The sequence below is a fragment of the Mediterranea massiliensis genome (assembly GCF_900128475.1).
Classification (GTDB): domain Bacteria; phylum Bacteroidota; class Bacteroidia; order Bacteroidales; family Bacteroidaceae; genus Bacteroides; species Bacteroides massiliensis_E.
In genome coordinates this window covers 491280-513699 of the sequence record NZ_LT635839.1, presented here as the reverse complement: position 1 = coordinate 513699, position 22420 = coordinate 491280, and the positions used below count along the sequence as shown (strand labels likewise).

The window sequence follows — 22420 nt, the reverse complement described above, 5'->3', positions numbered from 1 at the left end:
GGAATCAGTAAAGCCCCGTGGCCTTGTCAGCTTTCTTCCGGCAGGGAGGACAAGAACGCCCACGTCGTCTGGAACGACCGTTCGGCCATCGTTGTCCAGAAGTCCTTGTACTGAGCGAAGTTGTCATCGTGCGCGCCCGGCGTGTCGCTGATGATGCGGAAGCTGAGGAAAGGTACGCCGTAGATGAAGCACGTCTGTGCGATGGCGGCCGACTCCATGTCGACGGCCATCCCCTCAGGGAAGTGGCGCTTGATGGTGGCCAGTTCAGCGGCATCTTCCACAAAACGGTCGCCCGTGCAGATGAGTCCGCCGTGGATGCGGCTCTCCAGCCCGGCACCATTGTTCAGCCCCAGCGCGTGACACAACAGCCCGGTCGCAGCCTCGTAGTAAAGGGGCATCCCCTGTATCTGGCCGTAGTGGGTGCCGTCGTTGCCACAGTACACGTCGTGATAGACCAGCCGGCCGCTGGCCACCACGTCACCCACCCGCAGGCAAGTGTCGATGCCTCCTGCCACACCGGTGCTGACAATGCAGTCCGGCCGGTGACGGCGGATGAGTTCGGCGGCTCCCACAGCCGCATTCACCTTGCCGATGCCACACTGGGTGAGCACGACGTCGTTACGGCCCAGGAAGCCTTCCACGTAGCGGAAACGGCCTTCGCCGCTCTCTTTTTTCTGCGACAGGCGGTCCGCCAGCTGGCGGTGCTCACTGTCCATTGCACTGATGATGCCTATTTTCATTGATGACAAATACTTAAATGTATGCAAATGTACGACATTTCCCCGAAATACGCCCGCAGGGAATGCGGAAAATGGGAGGAATATCGTATCTTTGCCCTCCATAATCAAGACTTAATCGCAATGACGACACTGAAAAGAATACTCCCCGACCTGGTGGCGATCATCCTGTTCGCCCTGCTTTCGTTCGCATACTTCTTCCCGGCTGACATCGAAGGCCGCATGCTCTTCCAGCACGACACGGCGGCAGGGGTGGGCATCGGGCAGGAGGCCAAGGAATACTACGAGCAGACGGGTGAACGTACCCGCTGGACCAACTCCGTATTCGGCGGCATGCCCACCTACCAGATTTCACCCTCGTACGACTCCAACAAGCCGTTGCAGTGGGTGCAGAAAGTATACCAGCTGTTCCTGCCCAGCTACGTCTGCCTGACGTTCATCCTCATGCTGGGCTTCTACATCCTGCTGCGGACCTTCGGGCTGTCGGTGTGGCTGTCCACGTTGGGAGGCATCCTATGGGCCTTCTCGTCCTACTTCTTCATCCTCATCTCGGCGGGGCACATCTGGAAGTTCATCACCCTGGCCTACATCCCGCCCACACTGGCAGGCATCGTGCTGGCCTACCGCGGACGCCTGCTGGCGGGAGGCGTAGTAGCCGCGCTATTCGTAGCCCTGCAGATTGCGTCGAACCACGTGCAGATGTCCTATTACTTCCTGTTCGTCATCCTCTTCATCGTGGGTGCCTACTTCGAGAAGGCCTGGCGCGAGAAGACGTTGCCGCAGTTCTTCCGGGCCAGCGCGGTACTGGTCGTAGCAGCCCTCATCGGCGTGGCAGCCAACCTGTCGAACCTCTATCACACCTATACCTACAGCAAGGAAACCATGCGCGGCAAGAGTGAGCTGGTGCAGACGGGCGAAGCGGCCAAACAGACCAGCGGCGGGCTGGACCGTGACTACATCACGCAGTGGAGTTACGGCGTTGGCGAGACGTGGACGCTGTTGGTACCCAACTTCAAGGGCGGTGCCTCCGTGCCCCTGAGCCAGAGCAAGACAGCTATGGAAAAGGCCAACCCGATGTACAGCAGCCTCTACAACAGCCTGACGCAGTACTTCGGCGACCAGCCCATGACGGCAGGACCCGTCTACGTGGGTGCGTTCGTGCTGTTTCTCTTCCTGCTGGGCTGTTTCATCGTGAAAGGACCGCTGAAGTGGGCCCTCATCGGTGCAACGCTGTTCTCCATCGTGCTGTCGTGGGGCAAGAACTTCATGCCGCTGACCGACTTCTTCATCGACTATGTGCCGATGTACAACAAGTTCCGCGCCGTGTCGTCCATTCTCGTCATCGCTGAATTTACCATTCCCCTGCTGGCTGTCTTCGCGCTGAAGAAGATACTGGAGGAGCCCCAGGTGCTGCGTGACAAGGTGGCGCTGGGTGTCAGCTCCGTCCTGACCCTGGGTGTGTCGTTCCTGCTTTGGATGGCGCCGGGCAGCTTCAGTGCAGGCTTCATCCCGGCCCAGGAAGCACAGATGCTGCAGCAAGCCGTGGACGGAGGCATGATCCCGGCCAGCGAACTGAATGGCATCCTGGCCAATCTGGGCGAGATGCGTGCCGCACTGGTCAGCCACGATGCCATGCGCAGTTTCTTTGTCGTTGCCATCGGCCTCATGCTGCTGTGGCTCTACACGGCAGGCAAGCTGCGCCAGTCGCTCACCGTGGGCGGCACCGCGGTGCTGTGCCTGGTAGACCTGTGGAGCGTGAACAAACGTTACCTGAACGACGAGCAGTTCGTCCCGAAGAGTATCCAGACCACCACCTTCAGCAAGACACCCACCGACGAAGCCATTCTGAAGGATACCACGCTGGACTACCGCGTGCTGAACCTGGCTTCGAATACGTTCAACGAAAGCAACACCTCCTATTGGCATAAGAGCATAGGCGGTTATCACCCGGCCAAGCTCCGCCGCTATCAGGAAATGATAGAGCATCACATCGCCCCTGAAATGCAGGCGGCCTACTCCGAGATAGCCCGTGCAGGAGGTCAGATGGACAGCGTGGATGCCTCGAAATTTCGCGTTCTGAACATGCTGAATACCCGCTACTTCATTCTGCCCGTCGGTCAGCAAGGACAGACCGTACCAATCCTCAATCCTTATGCTTATGGTAATGCCTGGTTTGTCGACCAGATACAGTATGTGGACAATGCCAATGAAGAAATAGATGCGCTAAACACCGCCGACCCCGCCGTGACAGCCGTAGTAGATGCCCGCTTCAAGGACACCCTGAAAGGGCTGACGGAAAGCTATCGGGACAGCCTCTCCACCATCTGCCTGACCAGCTACAAACCTAACCGCCTGGTGTATGAAACCAGTAACAGCAGCGATGCCGTAGTCGTATTCTCCGAAATTTACTATCCCGACGGCTGGCAGGTGACCGTCGACGGACAGCCCGCCACACTGGGCCGTGCCGACTACATCCTGCGTGCCCTCTACCTCCCTGCAGGCAAGCACACGGTAGAAATGCGTTTCGACCCACCAAGCCTGCACGTCACCGAAGGAATTGCCTACACAGCCCTGGCCCTTATAGTCGCCGGAGCCCTGTTTGCCCTTTGGAAAACAAGACAAAGGAAACCCAAAGAAGACTAAATAAAAATGACAAGCGCTCCGACCTTCACAGTTGGAGCGCTTTCTATAAGCCCCCCCTGTAGCAGGGATTATAACGTCTACAATATACATTCTGAAAAAGATAACGATAAAAGGCCAGAGACAAAGGATGTCAATAAAAAAACCGCCCCCACCTTCACAGGTAGAGACGGCACACAAGTCAATAATACATGAAAAAACGCTATTTAGAGAGAGTTCTAACCCTTTTCAGGGCAGCGATACAAAAGTAAGGAAGATTTTGGACATAGAAAAATCAAATCGACCAAAAAGCAGATTTCGCCGACGAATTCGCTCCTATTTCAACAATCTCCGGCTGAGATAACGCACCGGATACCATACAGACAGGAAGCCAACCACCAGTACTGTCACAAAAACCAGCAGAATATCCGTCACATGAACACTGACAGGATAAGCATCGACCACAAAAGCTCCTCCGCCCCCACCCAAAGAGATGAAGCCGAAATGCTGCTGAGCCCAGCAGAGCAATACCCCCAACAAGATGCCTGCAACAGCCCCAAAGACTGAAATGAGACGGCCTTCAAACAAAAAGATACGAACAATAAGGCGGTCGTCAGCTCCCAGATTGCGCAGCGTCACCACATCTTCGCGCTTGTCCAGAATGAGCATCGAAAGGGATCCGATTACGTTGAAGCACGCAATGACCAGAATGAAAGTCAGGAACAGATAGGAAATAAGCTTCTCAATCTCCATAATACGGAATACATCGGCCTGTTGCTCATAACGGTTCTGCACCACAAAACGGGCACCCAACAGCTCGGAGATATGCCGCCTGACAGCCTCCGTATCGGCATCGGGCTTCAGCTTCAGTTCAACAGCCGAAACTTCGCGGTCGTAATCAAACAGGCGACGGGCAAAGCTCAAGGAGGTAACAATGTAATGAGCGTCGTACTTTTCCTGATTGACTACGAACACTGCTCCCGGCGAGAACAGGTATTCACGGTTGAAGGCGGCCGAAGGATTGGCCAGATTGACCCGCACGTTGCGGCGAGGCGCATAAACCTGCAAGGGATCGACAAACTGGATGCCTGTGCCCAGCTGCGACATCAGTTCGATACCCAGAAAGCCGTAGTCCACAATATTGTCTTTCAGAACAAACTGCCCGGTACCATAGAGCAGACTGTCGATGGAGGTCAACTGTTCGAAGTTATCATCCACCCCCTTGATGACCGCCATCACCTGACGGTCCTTGTACTGCACCATGGCATTCTCTTCGAGTGTTTCAGTCCAGACCTCCACTTCGGGTAGGGCACGGACCTGTTGTAAGGCAGGCTCGTCAGGCAGAAACACTTTCCCTTCACGTACGGTAATCTTCAGCTGCGGATCGAACGCCGTAAAAAAACCGGCCACCATGTCCTGAAAGCCGTTGAACACCGAAAGAGTGCATACCATAGCCAGTGTAGCCAGCGCCACTCCACACACCGAAATGCCGGAAATGATGTTGACCGCATTGTGTTTCTTCTTGGAAAACAGGTAACGACGGGCTATGTAAAAGGACAAGTTCAAGACTCAGCCTTATTTAAGCAGTTCGTCAATGTGTTCCAGATAGTCCAGCGAATCGTCCAAGAAGAACTTTAGCTCGGGAATGATACGGAGCTGAAAACGCACGCGGGTACCCAGTTCGTAACGGATGGACTTCATGTTGGCATTGATATTCTTGATGAGCTCCTCCCCCTTTTCCGAAGGGAAAATACTGAGATAGACACGGGCTATACTCAAATCGGGGCTGATACGTACGGCGCTGACCGACACCAACACGCCATGCATACTCTTGGTCTGCAACAGGAAAATCTCGCTCAGCTCCTTCTGGAGCAAACGGGCTATTTTGTTCTGACGGGTTGTTTCCATACTAATTAATGGTTAATGATAAATGGTTAATAGTTAATTCAACTCTCAACTTTTAGCTCCTCACTCTCGGAATCTTCCGGATGATTGTCAGGCCGTCACGCAAGGGCAGAATAACCTTCTCTACCCGAGAATCGCGAGCCACGAAATCGTTAAACTCCTTGATACGGATGGTCTGCAAATCCGAACTATGCGGATGTTCCTCCAGAACATGGCTGTCCCACAATGTATTGTCAGCAATGATGTATCCACCGTCCGACAGGCAGGTAAGAGCCATCTCGTAATAGTCCAGATACTTGCGCTTGTCACCATCCACAAAGACCAGGTCGAATGTTAGCCCCAGTCGCGGTACCAGTTCCAGCGCATCGCCAATATAGAACTTGATCTTGTCGGCGTATGGCGAGCCTTCGAGCCACGGACGGGTAAAGTCTTCCTGCTCATCGTTTATCTCAATGGTATGAAGCATGGCCCCGTCGGACAGGCCTTCGGCCATACAAAGAGCCGAGTATCCGCTATAAGTTCCTATCTCCAGCACCTGGCGGGGCTGAATCATCCGCACGAACATCTTCAACATCCGCCCTTGCAGGTGCCCCGAAGCCATACGCGGATACAGCAACTTGAGATGCGTATCCCGATAAAGAGCTCGCAGATAGTCACTCTCCGGGTCGATGTGCTGCAATATGTATTCGTTTAAATCCAATTGATAATTGATAATTGATAATTGAAAATGAGAAACGGATGGAATGATTATCCATTCTCAATTTTCAATTAATTTACAAGTATCGGTTGCTGTTGGGCAACACACAGTCATCTGCATGCTTCAGAGCATCCTCGACCACATTGATTTCGAGGAACGAGGTCTGCGTACCAGCCTTACCACTGCTCAGGTAACCTACCATGTCGGTCGGCTGGAGCTTTCCTTCCTGCAGAAGGCGGCGAAGAGCAGCAAAATAATATTCCTGACCGTTGGCCAACTCAGGCATATAGATAGCTTCCACTCCATAAGACAAAGCCAGATGACGCATCGTCTTCTCCTTGTAGCAGATGGCCAACACTGGATATTTACCACGGAAAGCAGCCAGGTTGCGTGCCGTACGGCCGCTGTAACTGTCCGTGATGATGGCACGTATCTTCAATTTGGTAGTAGCCTTTACCGCCTGCTTGGCCAGGAAGGCCGTCACGTCGTTGCTGTTTTCGTCCAGCGGGATGCGAATGTCGTTCTCGGTCAACTTGTCCTTCTCGGCTTGCGCGGCAATCTTTGTCATGGTCTTCACAGCTTCTACCGGATATTTCCCGTAAGCCGTTTCGCCACTGAGCATCAGGGCATCTGTACGATAATAGATGGCATTGGCAATATCGGTCACCTCGGCACGGGTCGGACGCGGATTATTGATCATGGTATGCAGCATCTGCGTAGCCACAATCACCGGCTTCTTGGCCAGAATACATTTGCGGATGAGCAGACGCTGGATGCCCGGAATACGTTCCTGAGGCACTTCAATGCCCAGGTCACCACGAGCCACCATCACACCGTCGGCCACTTCCAGAATCTCGTCGATATTGTCCACACCCTCCTGATTTTCAATCTTGGCAATGATACGGATGTCGCTGTGATGCTCGTCCAATATGGCTTTGATATCGAGAACATCCTGCTTGTTGCGCACAAAAGAATGGGCAATAAAATCGATGTCCTTTTCAATGGCATACAAAATATTATTCTTATCCTTTTCTGTCAGCGAAGGCAGGTTGATTCGTACACCCGGCACGTTCACACTCTTACGGTTGCCCAGCGTAGCTTCGTTCTGCACCTCACAGAAAAGATGTTCATCATCCTTGTCTACAACAACCATTTCCAAGTCGCCGTCGTCTATCAGGATATGCCCGCCGACGTGTACATCCTGCACAAAATGAGGATAGGATACGGAGATACATTCGTGTGTCGTCGGCTGGTCGGGACGGCCCACTACCTGAACCTTGTCACCCACCTTGAACGGGATGGGACCGTCGGCCAAAGGAGTTGTCCGTACTTCAGGCCCTTTGGTATCCATCAATATGGCAATCCGATTGGAAACTGCACGGACATTGGCTATCAGTTTCTCAAAACCTTCACGACCGGCATGAGCCGTATTCATACGGACCACGTTCATACCCGCCTCAAACAGCTGCCTGATAAAATCAACCTCACAACGCTGGTCGGAAATAGTTGCAACAATCTTCGTTTGTTTCAGTAACATACCTTATACCTATATTATTTTTTACCTCACTACTGTCCAATAAAAGTTGGCTAATCGGTCTTTGAAATTATTGAAATACAGTCTTTTAAGTAGTATTTCTGAATGAAACGGATTTGAATTTGTAGTTTAGCGGTCAAATTGAAGACCGCTTATGAACCAAGATAAATACGTATTCGCTCAACTTACCGCTTTTCTGAACAGAACACAGTTCAACAACTTCGTTCGCAAGTATGATGGTAATCGCTACGTGAAGCAATTCACTTGCTGGAATCAGTTACTTGCTATGATGTTCGGACAACTGAGCAATCGTGAGAGCCTTCGCGACCTAATTGTAGCTTTTGAAGCGCATCGTTCCAAGCAATATCATCTTGGCTTGGGACGCAATCCAATAGCCAAAGCCACCCTCGCTTATGCTAATCAGAATCGTGACTACAGAATCTTTGAAGACTTCGCATTCTATATGATGAAGGAAGCTTGCGAAAAGCGAGCAACCAATATCTTGGAAATTCCAGGAAATAAGTATGCTTTTGATTCAACAACTATTCCGTTGTGTCTAGCCACATTTCCATGGGCGAAGTTCCGAAGAAAGAAAGGAGGTGTCAAAGCTCATGTCTTATATGACATTGAAGCACAAGTTCCTGCCTTCTATACTGTAACCGCAGCATCGAAACATGACTCTACGGCGATGTACTCAATCCATTATGAACCAAATGCTTATTATATATTCGACAGGGCTTATGATTCTTTTAAGGAATTATATCGGATTCACCTGACAGGTTCCTTTTTCGTTGTCAGAGCTAAGACGAACTTGAAATGTACAACGGTTAAATGGAAGCGCAGGATGCCTAAGTATGTACTGACCGATGCTGAAGTGAAACTGACCGGATATCTCTCAGAGAAGAAATATCCCGAGTTATTCCTACTCATTCGTTACTACGATGAAGAGGATGACCGTGAGTTTACTTTCCTAACGAATGCAACACATGTCTCTGCATTGGATATTGCCAATCTCTATAAGAAAAGGTGGTTGGTCGAGCTCTTTTTCAAATGGCTAAAGCAACACCTTAAAATAAAGAGGTTCTGGGGTACAACAGAAAACGCTGTCCGCATTCAAATCAGTGTGGCGATCATTACTTACTGTCTCGTAGCTATAGTTCAACACGATATGCAATTGAAACGCTCAATTTACGAAGTTTTGCAGATTCTAAGTATCTCTCTAACGGACAAAACCCACTTACGTGACCTGTTCGATAAGACTAATTTCAATGATGTCAAAGAACTCGATTGTCCCCTTTTTGAAGGACTATTTGATTAAATTTTTAACTCGTCCATTTTTATTGGACACTAATGTTTTTACCTATTTATATATACTCACTTCTTATATTTCTCCAACAGTGCCTCAACCGCCAGGCGGTAGGAATCCAGACCGAATCCGCAGATAACCCCCAGACAGGCACACGAAATCATCGACACATGGCGGAAGGACTCACGAGCATGCACATTAGAAATATGCACCTCTATGACCGGAGCCGTTACAGCCCGAATAGCATCCTGCAAAGCGATGGACGTGTGGGTATAGGCACCGGCATTCAAGACAATGCCATCCGCTTCAAACCCGACTTGTTGGATTCGGTCTATCATTTCTCCTTCTATATTGGACTGAAAATAATCAATCTGAATATCAGCATATTTGGCACGCAATTGGACCAAATAGTCTTCAAAAGAAACACTCCCGTAGATGGAAGGTTCACGCTTACCCAACAAATTGATGTTAGGACCGTTGATAATCTGTATCCTCATAATCTTTCGTTTGTTAAAAAAACGATCAGCACCCGGAAATAGCAACAACGTGGAAAACTCCGTTTCTGCTTTGCTTTTCTTCCGGTTTGCGTTATCTTTGCCTCCAAAGAACATTATTTCAAGTTGCAAAGGTAGAAAAAAGAAATGAAAACTGAAGAAAAATCAGGGAATAAGGAAAAACAAGCCTTGATTATCAGGAAATACAAGCAATTTCTGAAGCTGGAAAAAGGTCTTTCGTCCAACACATTGGATGCCTACCAGACCGACTTATCCAAGCTGTTGCACTTTCTGGAAGGAGGGGAAAGAGACGTACTGAACGTCACCTCCGACGACCTGCAACGGTTCATCGCCGGCCTCCACGACATCGGCATCCATCCGCGCTCGCAAGCCCGTATCCTTTCGGGGCTCAAGTCGTTCTTCCACTTCCTGGTTTTGGCCGACTATCGCGAGGATGACCCCAGCGAACTGATAGAAGGCCCAAAAATCGGATTCAAACTACCAGAAGTCCTGACGGTAGAAGAAATTGACTCCATTATTGCCGCCGTCGACATGGACAAGCCGGAAGGTCAGCGCAACCGGGCCATTCTGGAAACGTTGTACAGCTGTGGTCTGCGGGTATCGGAACTCTGTAGCCTCAAATTATCGGACCTTTATCTCGACGAAGGATTCATCAAAGTGACAGGCAAGGGCAGCAAGCAACGCCTGGTCCCCATCTCGCCCCGTGCCATCAAGGAGATAAACTACTGGCTGCTGGACAGGAGACATTGGAGGATTAAGGCCGGACACGAAGACTGCCTCTTCCTGGCCCGCTGGGGTAACAACCTCTCACGCATCATGGTATTCCACCTCATTAAAGAACTGGCCGACAAAGCCGGCATCACCAAAAACATCAGTCCACACACCTTCCGCCACTCCTTTGCCACCCACCTGCTGGAAGGAGGTGCCAACTTGAGAGCCATCCAGTGCATGCTGGGCCACGAGAGCATTGCCACGACGGAAATCTATACCCATATAGACCGCCAAATGCTCCGCAGTGAAATCATAGAGCACCATCCACGCAACATCAAATACCGCCAAGAACAAGAAATTCATTAAATTATAATAAATATCCCATGTCGATTAACAAAATGTAGAAAGATTTAATAACTTTGCAGGGCTGTATTCTATGAGGATACTGCATTGTAAATATTTATAGAATAGATAATATTAATTTCAAACTATTAATTTATACCTAAAATGACTAAGAAACTGTATTTGCCATTATTAATGGCGTTAGTTGTTGCATTGTCATCTTGCAGCAAGAAAATGGGTGAATTGTCATCAGACTATTTCACGGTAACTCCGCAAGTGCTGGAAGCCGTAGGTGGTAAGGTTCCCGCTACAATCAACGGCAAATTCCCTGAAAAGTATTTCAACAAGAAAGCCGTGGTAGAAGTAACTCCGGTACTGAAATGGGGCGGCGGCGAAGCCAAAGGTCAGCCGACAGTATTCCAAGGTGAAAAGGTAGAAGGAAATGACCAGACCATCTCCTACAAGATGGGTGGCAGCTACACCATGAAGACTTCCTTCGACTATGTTCCCGAGATGGCCAAATCTGAGCTGTATCTGGAATTCAAGGCTACGATTGGCAAAAAAGAAGTTGAAATTCCCGCTGTAAAGATTGCTGACGGTATTATTTCTACTTCCGAACTCGTTAACCAGACACTGTCCAGCGCCAATCCCGCTGACGGTAACGACGCTTTCCAGCGTATCATCAAGGAAAAGCATGATGCCAACATCATGTTCTTGATCCAGCAGGCAAACGTTCGTTCCAGCGAACTGAAGACAGCCAAGGCATTCAACGAAGAAGTAAAGAACGTAAATGATGCTGCCAACAAGAAGATCGACAACATCGAAATTTCTGCATACGCTTCTCCTGATGGTGGTGTCAAGCTGAACACTACTTTGGCTGAGAATCGTCAGGATAACACTGCCAAGGTTATCAACAAGAACCTGAAGAAGGATAAGATTGATGTGAATGTAGACACGAAATACACTGCTCAGGACTGGGAAGGCTTCCAGGAACTGGTAAGCAAATCAGATATTCAAGACAAGGAACTGATTCTCCGTGTTCTGTCCATGTATTCTGATCCCGAACAAAGAGAGCAGGAAATCAAGAACATTTCTTCTGTATACAAGACTTTGGCTGACGAAATCCTTCCGCAACTGCGTCGTTCTCGTCTGACTTTGAACTATGAAATCATTGGCAAGTCTGACGAAGAAATCGCCAACCTGGCCGCTACAGATGCCAAGCAGCTCAACATCGAAGAACTGCTCTACGCTGCTACTCTGACTGACGACGCAGCCAAGAAGGAAGACATCTATACAAAGGCTACTCAGATTTATCCGAACGATTACCGCGCATACAACAACCTTGGTAAGCTGGCTTATCAGGCAGGCAATCTGGACAAGGCTGAAAGCTATCTGAAGAAGTCTCTGTCTATCAAGGAATCTGCTGAAGCCAACATGAACATGGGTCTCGTTGCACTGAGCAAAGGCGACAAGGCTGCCGCAGAGCAATATCTGGGCAAAGCTTCCGGCGCTCCTGAGCTGAACGAAGCTTTGGGTAACCTGTACGTAGCACAGGGCCAGTATGAAAGAGCTGTCAACGCATTTGGTGACACCAAGACCAACAGCGCCGCTTTGGCACAGATTTTGGCTAAGGACTACAACAAGGCTAAGACTACACTGGCCGGTATCGCTAAGCCCGACGCTTACACTGACTACCTGAACGCAGTTTTGGGTGCAAGAACCAACAACGACGCTATGGTAATGAGCAGCTTGAAGGCTGCCGTAGCCAAGGATGCCACACTGGGCAAGAAGGCTGCTACAGACCTGGAATTCTCCAAGTATTACACTAACTCAGAATTCATGAGCATTGCCAAATAAGCAATAGAATTATTATAAAAAATGCCCGGCATAGAAATATGTCGGGCATTTTTTTATATTCACGCCAAAAAGAAGTACATTCGCAGTTGGAGATAAGAAAAACATGGAAACAATGAAGAAAATTCATCTGGTAACATTCACAACAGCCCTCCTGCTGGCAGCCTGCGGGAACCCCAAGAGCGACACGGTGAGCCTGAGCGGCACCATCCAAGGCTTGGGAAACGATACCGTCTACCTCTACGGAACCGACCGAATGTACAACCGCATAGACACCCTCCTTGTCAAGGGAGACAAATTCGCAGAAGAAATCGATATCGATACGCTGATTTCGGCATGGCTCCAGTTCAGCAACGGCACGGAATACCCCATCTTTCTGAATAAAGCGGACAAGATTGTGGTCAGCGGTTCGGCAAAGGACCTCGATCGACTGACCATTCAGGGCAATCCGGCCAATGAAGAGCTGACACGCTTCCACCAGCAACTGGACCAACAGCCCAATGTCTCCGAAAGGGAAACGGAGAAAGCGGCAGAAGACTTCATCCAAAATCACCCGACCTCGCTGGCCAGCATCTATGTTCTGGACCATTACTTCGTACAACAGCCTGCGCCTGACTTTACCCGAATCAGGAAGCTGACCGAACAGATGGCCGGAATCCTGAAGGACAGACTCTATATGGAAAATTTGCTGGACTATCTTGAAGCACTCGAAAAAGTGACAGAAGGCAAGACAGCCCCCTTCTTCCAGATACCGGGAACAGACGGGAAGGACATCCGGCGGACCGACTTCAAGGACAAGTACCTCCTGCTGTATTTCTGGGCGTCCTGGAACGAATCTTGCGCTGAGTCCAACCAGGCCTTACGACAGCTGTACAAAGAGAAGAAAAACCGCAAGGACTTGGAAATACTGGGCATCTCGCTCGACATTGACAAGCAGCAATGGGAAGATGCCATCACCAGGGACACCCTCGACTGGAAGCAGGCCTGCGACTTCAAAGGCTGGAACAGCAATGTCGTCAGCCAGTTCGCCGTCCGTGAACTGCCTGCCAACGTATTGCTTGCCCCCAACGGGAGGATAGAAGGCCGCAACCTGACCCGTGAGCAGATAGAAAAGAAACTGATTGAAATAGCCTCAAAAAAAAAGTAAAGCCCATGCTTGTCAAAGTTTTCGCAGCGGCAGTCCAAGGAATAGACGCCACACTCATCACCATCGAAGTCAACAGTACCCGCGGCTGCATGTTCTACCTCGTGGGACTGCCCGACTCGGCCGTCAAGGAAAGCCACCAGCGCATCATCTCGGCTTTGCAGGTAAACGGCTACAAGATGCCCACAAGCAACATCGTCATCAACATGGCTCCCGCTGATATCCGCAAGGAAGGCTCGGCCTACGACCTCCCGCTGGCCATTGGCATGCTGGCCGCCAACGAAACCATCCGCTCCGACAAGCTGGACCGCTACCTGCTGATGGGCGAACTGAGTCTCGACGGCAGTCTGCAGCCCATCAAGGGTGCTCTGCCCATCGCCATCAAGGCACGCGAACTGGGCTTCGAAGGCATGATTCTGCCCCGACAGAACGCCCGCGAAGCAGCCGTCGTGAACCATCTGACCGTCTACGGTGTGGAGAATCTGCGGGAAGTGGTCGAATTCTTTAACGGCAATCAGGAACTGACACCCACCATCGTCAACACCCGCGAAGAGTTTTATGCGCAGCAAAACACGTTCGACCTCGACTTTGCCGACGTCAAAGGACAAGAAAATGTGAAGCGGGCCCTCGAAGTGGCCGCCGCCGGAGGTCACAACGTGTTGCTCATCGGTTCGCCCGGCAGCGGCAAGTCCATGCTGGCCAAGCGCCTGCCCTCCATCTTGCCACCCCTGTCGCTGGGCGAAAGCCTCGAAACCACCAAGATACATTCCGTGGCTGGAAAGCTCGGCAAGGACGGCGGCCTCATCTCGCGCCGCCCCTTCCGCGACCCGCACCACACCATCTCCAACGTCGCCATGACCGGAGGCGGCAGCTTTCCACAACCGGGCGAAATCAGCCTCGCCCACAACGGTGTCCTCTTCCTGGACGAGCTGCCCGAATTCAGCCGCAACGTGCTCGAAGTGCTCCGCCAGCCGCTGGAAGACCGCAAAATCAGTATCTCGCGCGTGAAGTGCAACGTGGAATACCCCGCCAGCTTCATGCTCGTAGCCAGCATGAATCCCTGCCCCTGCGGCTACTACAACCACCCCACGAAGCCCTGCGTGTGCAGTCCCGGACAGGTGCAGAAGTACCTGAACCGCATCTCCGGCCCCCTGCTCGACCGCATCGACCTGCAGATTGAAGTAACCCCCGTCCCGTTTGAAAAAATGTCCGACGTACGCCCCGGCGAGCCGAGCGCCGTCATCCGCGAACGCGTAGTTCGTGCCCGACAGGTGCAGCAGCAACGCTATGCCCAGGTACCCGGAGTCTACTGCAATGCCCAGATGACCAGCCGTCTGCTCTCCCTCTACGCCCGTCCCGACGAACGCGGCCTTGCCCTGCTGAAAGGCGCCATGACACGCCTCAACCTCTCGGCCCGCGCCTACGACCGTATCCTCAAGGTAGCCCGCACCATTGCCGACCTCGACGGCAGCGAGTCCATCCAGCCCGCCCACCTGGCCGAAGCCATCGGCTACCGCAACCTGGACCGCGAGGACTGGGCGGGATAAAGCATCGTTTCTTTTAAGGCAAAGCATTGATTCTTCCAGAGCAGAACATTGCCTCTCCTTTTACATAAGAATCCATTCTGTACAAAACAGAATAGGATATAATACGACGTTGCAAAGCTTATCAACTCCCGATGATAACGTTATCATGGGCCAATGATAAGCTTTACGTTTTTAGTTCCTTCGCTATCGATTGGACAGCTGTACTGACCCTTTCGTCAGATAATGATATAAAAATTAAAGAAGAAATTGATTTTTTTCAGAAAAAATATTTAACTTTGCAGCATCCAGTTAGCCCGGTGGGGCAGCGGGATGCTTTTTTTAGATAAAAAAGAAAGGCGTTTACCAGACGTTATATCTTCTGACTTCGAATCTCGCAAATTTGAAACCTTCAGGAAGATAAAGCAACGGAGACGTCCACTGTAGGTGTCATGTCCGAACATTACGCTTAGGTGTGGTGTTTTGTACCATAACATCTCGGGCGTGGGCTAGCTGCGTTGCTTATCCTTGAAGGTGGGCAATGCGAGAGCCTGAAGTCGGGATAAGCAGAAGTACAGACTCCCATGCCTTTTTTTTATATTATTCACTGCCCGATTGGGGAGGCTGCGGGCACACAAAATTGAAATGCTATGACACCTAAAAACGCTATGGCTTCCCACAAAGCCGAAAAAGTTTCGTTCAAAAGAACCATCTCATCCGGATTCCTATTTGCAGCCCTATTCCTTTGCATATCCTGCGGCAGCAGCAAGCAAGCCGCCGTATCCCCAACTCCCGCTCCTGCGGCACAAGACCCGACTCAGCCCAAGATGGCTAATGGCGAACAAGTGCTCCTGACCTTCTGCATGGACGAAGCATACGACAAGCCAGGCGAATATATGGCAGGCTTAGGCATCGCCGAAGACCGCCCCGACCGCTCGCGGGCCATTACGGATGCCAACCGCGTAGCCATCGCCGACATTGCATCCCGGTATATCGGCATGTTGAAGAATGCCATTGAAGACTACAGCAAGGATGTCAACGTACCCAGCGGAAAGAAAATGTATGAAAGCGAACTGGAAGGCGGTGCACAGGTCATCGGAACGAAAGTCATCGACAAGTATGCCAATGTCGTATGCCGCAAGCTCTCACAAAGTGCCACAGGCGGATATGTCGGCTACGTAGCCGTGCACGTTCTGCTGGAAGATGCCAAAAAAGGACTTGCCGAGGAACTGGAAGTACGCAAGGTTGATTACGACAAGAAGAAGTTCTTCGAAAAGATGGATGCCGAACTGGCAAAGGAAGCGGCCAGACAAAAAGCTGAAATGGATGCCATGCAATAAATGCCTGCCATGAAATCTATCGTCCTTTTCTTATTGTGGACCGCATGCACCTTGTCCACATACGGACAAGGTGCCATGCCTTCGTGGGTACAGAATCCCCCAGCCAAGACGGCAAGCTACTACTACCGGGTTTCACAAGGTACAGGCCTGACCGAAGAAGCCGCCACCAAAAAAGCCTTCGCCATGGCCATCTTGGAAAGTGCCTTTGCCATTGGCATTCCCGTTGACATCCAAAAGATGGAACAACTGGAAGGTGACAGCCTGCTGGTAGAAGCTTCCCGCTATGTAAAAATACCCATCAACAAAGTATGCCAATGCACGAGAGAGCTGACAACCCGACGAGGCTATCGGGTCTACATTCTGTGCCAGGTGGCCAACGATGTACACGAACAGCCCAAATTCAAATCATTCAATTGCATCACCAACAAAGAAGAAGAATGAAACAGATCACTTTTGCCATGCTTATCCTGCTGTTTGCAACGAGCATGGCCGTATCCGCACAATCCTCCACCGAATTGCGTCCCTCCTGGGCCTATGCCACTCCTGTTCCTCCCGCAGGAGCCAATTATTTCCTAAGCTGGGGCGTGGGTGAGGGACACGACGAGCAGTCGGCCACCAATGCGGCCTGGGCCGATGCCTTGCAGAAGTCACTGCACGAACTGGGAGTCGTAGGCATCACCCAACAGGACATCAATGCCGTAGCCACGCAGGGTATCAATGCCGTTGTGAAGTTCAACATCATGAAACGCCGCGTAGTCAGCGCCACAGAACCCATTGTCCTGGGTGGCAACCGGATGAAAATCTACATCCTGATACAGGTCCAGCGCGATGTAAACGGTGCCGATGATTTCTATTCACTGGATACCGGCAACTTCCGCGACAAGAATTTCGACAGACAACTGAAAGAATACAATGCCTCCATCACCGGACGCTATCCCTTCTCGGGGCGTGTCTTTGTACCCGGCTGGGCACAATTTCATAAAGGCAGCAAGGGAAAAGGCATTTTCTTCATCATAGCCGAAGCCGCCTGCATCGGAGGCATCGTTGCCACTGAAAGCATGAGAGCATCCTACGAATCGAAGTTCAGCTCAACCCACGATGCCGACAAAAAAAGGAGCTATGCCAACAAGGCCGACAACTGCGCCAACCTGCGCAACGGCTTCATCGCCGGAGCCGCGGCCGTCTATCTGTGGAACGTCATAGACGGCATCGCCGCCCGTGGCAAGCGGAAACCCTTCATGCTGGGCGATGCACAGCTCAAGGTATCGCCTTACGTAGCACCTCAGACAGGAGGATTCGCCTTGTCACTGAATTTCTAAACCATTATTTTTTTATTCCATGAAACGAACGATTTATTTATTCGCACTCCTTGCAGCACTGATTGTGGCCTGCACGGAAGAAGAAAGAGACTATATGGGAAACATCCAGGGTATCGTCACCGAGTCGGGAACCACGACTCCGCTCTCCGGCGTACAAGTCAGTGTAGTGAACTTGGGCACCAGCACCACGACTGGCAGCGACGGCCAGTTCCGCTTCAACAACGTGGAAGCGGACAGCTACCAGTTGCAGTTCAAGAAGACCGGATATGTGACCAACACACGCAGCGTCAACGTGCTGGCTGGTGAAACCGCCAATTGTGACATGCAACTGGAACCTGAAAAAAAGGAAGCCGAAATCAAGATAGAACCGTCAACACTCAACTTCGGCACCACACAGACGGAGCTTTCCGTCACCGTTACCAATCAGGGGAACGCTGCCACGGAATGGTCGCTGAACTTAGGAGACAACGCCTGGCTTACAGCCTCCCCACTGTCCGGAAACATTGCTGCCGGCAAGACACAAAGCATCGTCTTCACGGTCAACCGTGACCAGCTGTCCGCAACACAGAATGTCAAAGTCACCCTGTCAGCATTCGGCAACTCCTACACGATTTCAGTGTCCTGCGCACCCAAGAGTGCCAAATCGGAAATGACCGTTACCCCTACCTCGCTGGACTTCGGTGAAACAGAAGAGGAAAAGGACCTCACCATCAAGAATACAGGAAATGCAGTCCTCACTTGGAACATTTCGGGAATCACAGATGAGTGTATCTCCGTATCGGATACAGAGGGCACCGTAGAACCCGAAGGCTCTAAAATCGTCAAGGTAACGCTTGACCGCACCAAGCAAACCAAAGACCTAAATACCTCCTTCATCATTTCCGACGGTATCAAGGAGCAAACTATCGCCGTAAAAGCAGCCAAAACAGAAGCCAAGGCAGAAATGAAAATTGAACCGACCTTGCTCGATTTCGGTTATGAATCGGCCGAACTGCCGCTGACCGTCAGCAACACGGGAACAGCCGAACTGAAATATACCGTATCGGGAATCTCAGCAGACTATATCACTGTATCGCCAATGGAAGGCAGTGTAGCCGCCGGAGGCAACCAGATACTCCAAGTCAAACTGAACCGCGAAACCATGCCCGAGACCGTAAACACCACATTTATCATTTCCGACGGGACCAACCAGGAAAGTATCACAGTGAAAGCCACCAAGGCCGTTGCCAAGATGTCGGTATCCCCTCTTTCATTGGACTTCGGAGAAGAAGCTACAGAAAAGAACTTCACCATCAGTAATGTGGGAACAGCCGAACTTGCCTGGATTATCACCGTACCCGAAGGAACAGGATTGAAAGTGTCCGACACCAGCGGCGTGACCGCTCCATCAGGCACCAAACAAATTACAGTAATGCTGGATCGCTCCATCATGCCCGAAACGTTGAATACGGCTATCGAAGTTTCTGACGGTACGCGCAAGGAATCTGTTGCAGTGACAGCAGTCAAGGGAAGCGACATCGCTGGTACCGTTGTAACTCAAGGGCTCTATACTTATTATAAGTTTGACGAGAACTTTGAGGATGCTACAGAAAATGAGATTGACGGTTTCGGTACAGGTTCTCCTTCTTTTGTTGAAGGAGTGACTCCCGAAGGGAAAGCTTTAAAGTTCAGCAAGACAGACAATAACACGTTTGTTGTAGCTAGTCCCATTATTGATTCAAAGGAGATGACGATTAGTTTTTGGGGAAAGGATTTCAGTGATGGGCATATTTTCCATCTGACTTCTTCATATAATAGTGACCCTATGTGTACATTGAATATGATTGATGGACAACTGAAATTTGTAGTAACTCGCGAAAATAATGATAATTACGATTACAATGCTCAAGCGTTTGTACACCCTACTTTAACAGATGGTAAATGGCACCATATCGTATTACTTTCTGATTTTTGTATTACAAATAGTTCTTTTATCACTAATACACTCTACATAGATGGCCAAAAAATGTATTCCGTGACAGAAAAAACTTTTGCTTGGGCTAGTTCATACGGAAGTGGGACCAACTTTACAATGGGAGGAAGTTTTGAACTCGGTTACAACCACTCGTTTACTGGTACCAACATGAGCGTAGATAATTTCCGTGTATATGACACTCGCCGACTTTCAGCTAGTGAAATCAAGGAAATCTATAATGCCAAACAATAGGAAAAAATGAGAAGGCACTTTTTTCTGTTTACACTACTTCTGCTCCCCGGCATCAGCCGGGGACAGGAGAAAGTGGAAGACGACTTCGAACGGTATGACCGTAAACAGGAAGCCGCCTTCAGTGAATACGTGGGCCATGAAGAAAAAAACTTCAAAGCCTATTACGACTCCATCAACCGCGAGTTTGCCCAATATCTGGCCGAAGCCTGGCCCGACTATCCGTTGAAAAAAAAGGAACCACCCATCAAGAAACCTGTCCCGCCTACTGTTTACAAGCCGGATACTCCTCGGACTCTTCCCGCCAGACAACCGATCAAGCATACAGAAAAACCTCAGCCTCCCCGTGTTCCTCCTGTCGATAAAAGTAAGATTCCTGCCAATCGCCCCTTGCCCAAGATTCCGGTGGCCGTACCTGACAATAGTCTGAGATTGTCATTTTATGGCACACAGATCGCATTGGCGAAAGTTGCATATAGCTTGCCACATTTGGCCGGGACAGACGAACAATCGGTAGCGAACTATTGGAATGCGCTGACTCAGCTTCCTTATACAGACTGGACAGATGAAATACACCAGCTGCAGTCTTCACTCGGTTTGAACGATTGGGGGATGTATCTCCTTATCAACAAGACATTCGAGGCCAAATTTCCCGGAAGGCCAGACAATGAACAAACGGTATTTACTGTATTTACGCTGAACCAGTTGGGCTATAAGGCCAAGATTGGCCGTTCGCATCAGACACTTCTGCCTTTGATAGCCTTCAATTGCAATGTGTTCAATACGACCTTTTTCCAATATGGCAACGAAAATGGAACTGTCTATACTGTCTATAATCCCGGCCATGCCGATTTGTCGACCATTCAGAGCTGCCGGATGGAATATGGAGGTGCCACACGACTGATGGATATGTCTCTGACAACTACTCCAACCCTGGATACACAGGTTGTGTTGCAGCCTCTCAAAGTGGAAGAACAGTCTTATAACTTGTCTTATGACAAGAATTATATGCAGTTGCTTGGCACATATCCTTGTGTGGATTTCCGGCTTTATGCAGAATCGACTCCCAGTGAAGCGTTCCTGCAAAGTATGGAAAAGCAACTTCGCCCGATGGTTCATAACAAGTCGCAGGAGGAAGCCGTCAACGCGTTGCTGCGTTTTGTACAATACGCATTCAAATATAAAACCGATGATGAACAATTCGGTTACGAACGTTGGTTCTTTCCTGAAGAAACAGTTGCTTCAGCCTATTCCGACTGTGAAGACCGGGCCATCCTGTTCAGCCAGTTGGTACGCCGGTTGCTGAATATGGAAGTCGTATTGGTCTATTATCCGGGTAGGCATCTGGCTACGGCAGTCCGATTCGACAATCCTGATACGACAGGCGATTATCTGAATGTGGACGGAAAGAAATTTCTAATTTGTGACCCGACGTATATCGGAGCCACATTGGGGATGGGAATGCCTCAGTTGAGACAAGTACCGATTGAAGTGATTAGACTGAAAGAGTAATTTAATTGGACGTACAAAGAAGTCGATAACCAATCGAAGGAACAACGACAATGAACCAAAGTACTTATCAATATTAATTTTTATTACAACGTTGTAAAGTTTAACATGAACGTCGAACTTGTAGGGGATTCAGCCACCCCTCTTGCAGAAACATTCGTCGAATATAGACTTTATCAATAACCAACTTATATTATAAGGGCTGCCAATAAAATTTATGTGAAATAGAAGTATGACTTACAATAGATTGTAAATCATACTATTCTTGAGGATATGAAACTAAAGATTATTGGTCTACATATCTCAAGAATATCAATTATCCAAGGTTGGTCATAAAAGGGGTTACACATAGAAAAACTTACATGAACAACTTTAATTAAATAATATGGGTTCGCATTGTATCTGCAACATGAATCCTTCAAAAAAATATCATTAATTAAAATCTTTATTATTATGAATTGTTACATACATACAGATCAACCAGCCGTCGCTGCCTGTCCGGAATGTGGTATGGGGCTATGCCGTAGTTGTGTAGATAATGCTGTTTATTATCAAGATAATCGCCCTCTTTGTCATAATTGTAGTTTAAAAGAAGCGGAAACAGAACTTGCTAATGCCAAATCAAAAAAAATATGGTCATTGGTAAAATTCATTTTTGGAGCTTCATTTATATTAATAGGCCTTATAATTTATTTTTCCGATGGAGATGTAATGAATGCTTGGATATTTGCCGGTATTGCCGGTATTCCAGCTGCATTCAGATCAACCCGTGACAGCAAACAAGAACAAGTCAGAAAAGGCGTTCGTGATGCAATGACAACAGATATGATGGAAAGTGCGTCCAATACATTCATGGACTTAGTTGTAAGAATATTACTCATTCTATTGTTAGCCCCCATCACAGCAACATTCGCAGCAATAAAGAATTTGTATACCTTTATCAGAAGTTTTGATAAGATAAAGCAAGCCCAAGAGACTTATGATTTCATAGCAGCAGGAAATGATATTGCACACTAAAAACCTGCATAATCAGAATAGGAGAGTGTGTCAAAAAGGAAAAGTACTATCACTTTGTCATTCTGAAGAACGAAGTGAAGAATCTTAAAAGCAACAGCTTCCGTTTCCAGATTCTTCACTACGTTCAGGATGCCATTGCGTTTTG

General features: G+C 49.5%; 19 protein-coding genes. 13 read left to right on the top strand and 6 right to left on the bottom strand.

The window, feature by feature from the left end; all coding sequences use genetic code 11:
* Window positions 1-26: 26 nt before the first annotated feature.
* Window positions 27-740, bottom strand: a complete 714-nt coding sequence (locus tag BQ7483_RS15650; RefSeq protein WP_022020208.1) for a 5'-methylthioadenosine/adenosylhomocysteine nucleosidase — start codon at window positions 738-740, stop codon at window positions 27-29.
* A 120-nt stretch (window positions 741-860) separates the two neighbouring features.
* Between BQ7483_RS15650 and BQ7483_RS15645 the strand changes: the two genes are divergently transcribed.
* Entirely contained in the window at window positions 861-3380 is a 2520-nt protein-coding gene (locus BQ7483_RS15645; protein WP_072546527.1) for a YfhO family protein, read from the top strand.
* Between the two features lie 312 nt (window positions 3381-3692).
* Here the strand turns inward: BQ7483_RS15645 and BQ7483_RS15640 are convergent, their stop codons facing one another.
* From BQ7483_RS15640 to pyk, 4 genes are all read right to left on the bottom strand, one after another.
* Window positions 3693-4922: an FtsX-like permease family protein gene (locus tag BQ7483_RS15640; RefSeq protein ID WP_022020206.1), complete on the bottom strand. Its 1230-nt coding sequence runs from the start codon at window positions 4920-4922 to the stop codon at window positions 3693-3695.
* A 9-nt stretch (window positions 4923-4931) separates the two neighbouring features.
* Window positions 4932-5264, bottom strand: coding sequence for a 30S ribosome-binding factor RbfA (gene rbfA / locus BQ7483_RS15635; RefSeq protein ID WP_022020205.1), 333 nt, complete (start codon window positions 5262-5264; stop codon window positions 4932-4934).
* Between the two features lie 52 nt (window positions 5265-5316).
* Window positions 5317-5961, bottom strand: coding sequence for an O-methyltransferase (locus tag BQ7483_RS15630; RefSeq protein WP_072546526.1), 645 nt, complete (start codon window positions 5959-5961; stop codon window positions 5317-5319).
* Between the two features lie 73 nt (window positions 5962-6034).
* Window positions 6035-7495 carry a pyruvate kinase gene (gene pyk / locus BQ7483_RS15625; RefSeq protein WP_022020203.1) on the bottom strand — a complete coding sequence of 487 codons (1461 nt, stop codon included), beginning with the start codon at window positions 7493-7495 and terminating at the stop codon, window positions 6035-6037.
* Between the two features lie 151 nt (window positions 7496-7646).
* Here pyk and BQ7483_RS15620 point away from each other — a divergent pair, with 151 nt between their 5' ends.
* Window positions 7647-8810 (top strand): IS4 family transposase, encoded by a 1164-nt coding sequence (locus BQ7483_RS15620; protein WP_072545229.1) that lies wholly within the window; start codon window positions 7647-7649, stop codon window positions 8808-8810.
* 56 nt (window positions 8811-8866) lie between these two features.
* Here BQ7483_RS15620 and aroQ read toward each other — a convergent pair whose 3' ends face one another.
* Complete coding sequence (aroQ, locus tag BQ7483_RS15615) at window positions 8867-9295, bottom strand: type II 3-dehydroquinate dehydratase (protein WP_072546762.1); 429 nt, start codon at window positions 9293-9295, stop codon at window positions 8867-8869.
* Between the two features lie 144 nt (window positions 9296-9439).
* On the opposite strand from aroQ, the gene xerD reads away from it, so the two are divergent.
* The 11 genes from xerD to BQ7483_RS15565 all read left to right on the top strand — a co-directional run bounded on the left by xerD (window position 9440) and on the right by BQ7483_RS15565 (window position 22275).
* Entirely contained in the window at window positions 9440-10390 is a 951-nt protein-coding gene (xerD, locus tag BQ7483_RS15610) for a site-specific tyrosine recombinase XerD (protein WP_022020201.1), read from the top strand.
* A 141-nt stretch (window positions 10391-10531) separates the two neighbouring features.
* Entirely contained in the window at window positions 10532-12223 is a 1692-nt protein-coding gene (locus BQ7483_RS15605; protein WP_072546525.1) for a tetratricopeptide repeat protein, read from the top strand.
* 112 nt (window positions 12224-12335) lie between these two features.
* A complete protein-coding gene (locus BQ7483_RS15600; protein ID WP_072546524.1) occupies window positions 12336-13367 on the top strand; it encodes a TlpA disulfide reductase family protein in 1032 nt (343 codons plus the stop codon).
* A gap of 5 nt (window positions 13368-13372) precedes the next feature.
* Entirely contained in the window at window positions 13373-14911 is a 1539-nt protein-coding gene (locus BQ7483_RS15595) for a YifB family Mg chelatase-like AAA ATPase (RefSeq protein WP_072546523.1), read from the top strand.
* Between the two features lie 131 nt (window positions 14912-15042).
* On the top strand, window positions 15043-15237 hold the full coding sequence (locus BQ7483_RS17640) for a hypothetical protein (protein WP_139247677.1): 195 nt from the start codon (window positions 15043-15045) through the stop codon (window positions 15235-15237).
* A gap of 318 nt (window positions 15238-15555) precedes the next feature.
* Window positions 15556-16227 (top strand): hypothetical protein, encoded by a 672-nt coding sequence (locus BQ7483_RS15590; protein ID WP_022020197.1) that lies wholly within the window; start codon window positions 15556-15558, stop codon window positions 16225-16227.
* A gap of 9 nt (window positions 16228-16236) precedes the next feature.
* Window positions 16237-16668, top strand: a complete 432-nt coding sequence (locus BQ7483_RS15585; RefSeq protein ID WP_022020196.1) for a hypothetical protein — start codon at window positions 16237-16239, stop codon at window positions 16666-16668.
* The gene (locus BQ7483_RS15580; protein WP_022020195.1) at window positions 16665-17546 is read left to right on the top strand and encodes a hypothetical protein; all 882 of its coding nucleotides are present in this window, start codon (window positions 16665-16667) and stop codon (window positions 17544-17546) included. The genes BQ7483_RS15585 and BQ7483_RS15580 overlap by 4 nt, the downstream gene beginning before the upstream one ends.
* 19 nt (window positions 17547-17565) lie before the next feature.
* The gene (locus BQ7483_RS15575) at window positions 17566-19752 is read left to right on the top strand and encodes a BACON domain-containing protein (protein WP_083535764.1); all 2187 of its coding nucleotides are present in this window, start codon (window positions 17566-17568) and stop codon (window positions 19750-19752) included.
* A 6-nt stretch (window positions 19753-19758) separates the two neighbouring features.
* On the top strand, window positions 19759-21261 hold the full coding sequence (locus BQ7483_RS15570) for a DUF4794 domain-containing protein (RefSeq protein WP_072546521.1): 1503 nt from the start codon (window positions 19759-19761) through the stop codon (window positions 21259-21261).
* Window positions 21262-21711: 450 nt separating this feature from the next.
* Entirely contained in the window at window positions 21712-22275 is a 564-nt protein-coding gene (locus BQ7483_RS15565) for a hypothetical protein (protein ID WP_139247676.1), read from the top strand.
* The last annotated feature ends 145 nt before the right edge of the window (window positions 22276-22420 follow it).

Bases quoted from the DNA above. Each gene is read 5' to 3' on its own strand.
- xerD (WP_022020201.1), top strand. From the start codon at position 9,440: ATGAAAACTGAAGAAAAATCAGGGAATAAGGAAAAACAAGCCTTGATT.
- BQ7483_RS15575 (WP_083535764.1), top strand. From the start codon at position 17,566: ATGAAACGAACGATTTATTTATTCGCACTCCTTGCAGCACTGATTGTG.
- aroQ (WP_072546762.1), bottom strand. From the start codon at position 9,295: ATGAGGATACAGATTATCAACGGTCCTAACATCAATTTGTTGGGTAAG.
- BQ7483_RS15585 (WP_022020196.1), top strand. From the start codon at position 16,237: ATGAAATCTATCGTCCTTTTCTTATTGTGGACCGCATGCACCTTGTCC.
- rbfA (WP_022020205.1), bottom strand. From the start codon at position 5,264: ATGGAAACAACCCGTCAGAACAAAATAGCCCGTTTGCTCCAGAAGGAG.
- BQ7483_RS15650 (WP_022020208.1), bottom strand. From the start codon at position 740: ATGAAAATAGGCATCATCAGTGCAATGGACAGTGAGCACCGCCAGCTG.
- BQ7483_RS15620 (WP_072545229.1), top strand. From the start codon at position 7,647: ATGAACCAAGATAAATACGTATTCGCTCAACTTACCGCTTTTCTGAAC.
- BQ7483_RS15600 (WP_072546524.1), top strand. From the start codon at position 12,336: ATGAAGAAAATTCATCTGGTAACATTCACAACAGCCCTCCTGCTGGCA.
- pyk (WP_022020203.1), bottom strand. From the start codon at position 7,495: ATGTTACTGAAACAAACGAAGATTGTTGCAACTATTTCCGACCAGCGT.
- BQ7483_RS15590 (WP_022020197.1), top strand. From the start codon at position 15,556: ATGGCTTCCCACAAAGCCGAAAAAGTTTCGTTCAAAAGAACCATCTCA.
- BQ7483_RS15605 (WP_072546525.1), top strand. From the start codon at position 10,532: ATGACTAAGAAACTGTATTTGCCATTATTAATGGCGTTAGTTGTTGCA.
- BQ7483_RS15595 (WP_072546523.1), top strand. From the start codon at position 13,373: ATGCTTGTCAAAGTTTTCGCAGCGGCAGTCCAAGGAATAGACGCCACA.
- BQ7483_RS15565 (WP_139247676.1), top strand. From the start codon at position 21,712: ATGAATTGTTACATACATACAGATCAACCAGCCGTCGCTGCCTGTCCG.
- BQ7483_RS17640 (WP_139247677.1), top strand. From the start codon at position 15,043: ATGATAACGTTATCATGGGCCAATGATAAGCTTTACGTTTTTAGTTCC.
- BQ7483_RS15570 (WP_072546521.1), top strand. From the start codon at position 19,759: ATGAGAAGGCACTTTTTTCTGTTTACACTACTTCTGCTCCCCGGCATC.
- BQ7483_RS15580 (WP_022020195.1), top strand. From the start codon at position 16,665: ATGAAACAGATCACTTTTGCCATGCTTATCCTGCTGTTTGCAACGAGC.
- BQ7483_RS15645 (WP_072546527.1), top strand. From the start codon at position 861: ATGACGACACTGAAAAGAATACTCCCCGACCTGGTGGCGATCATCCTG.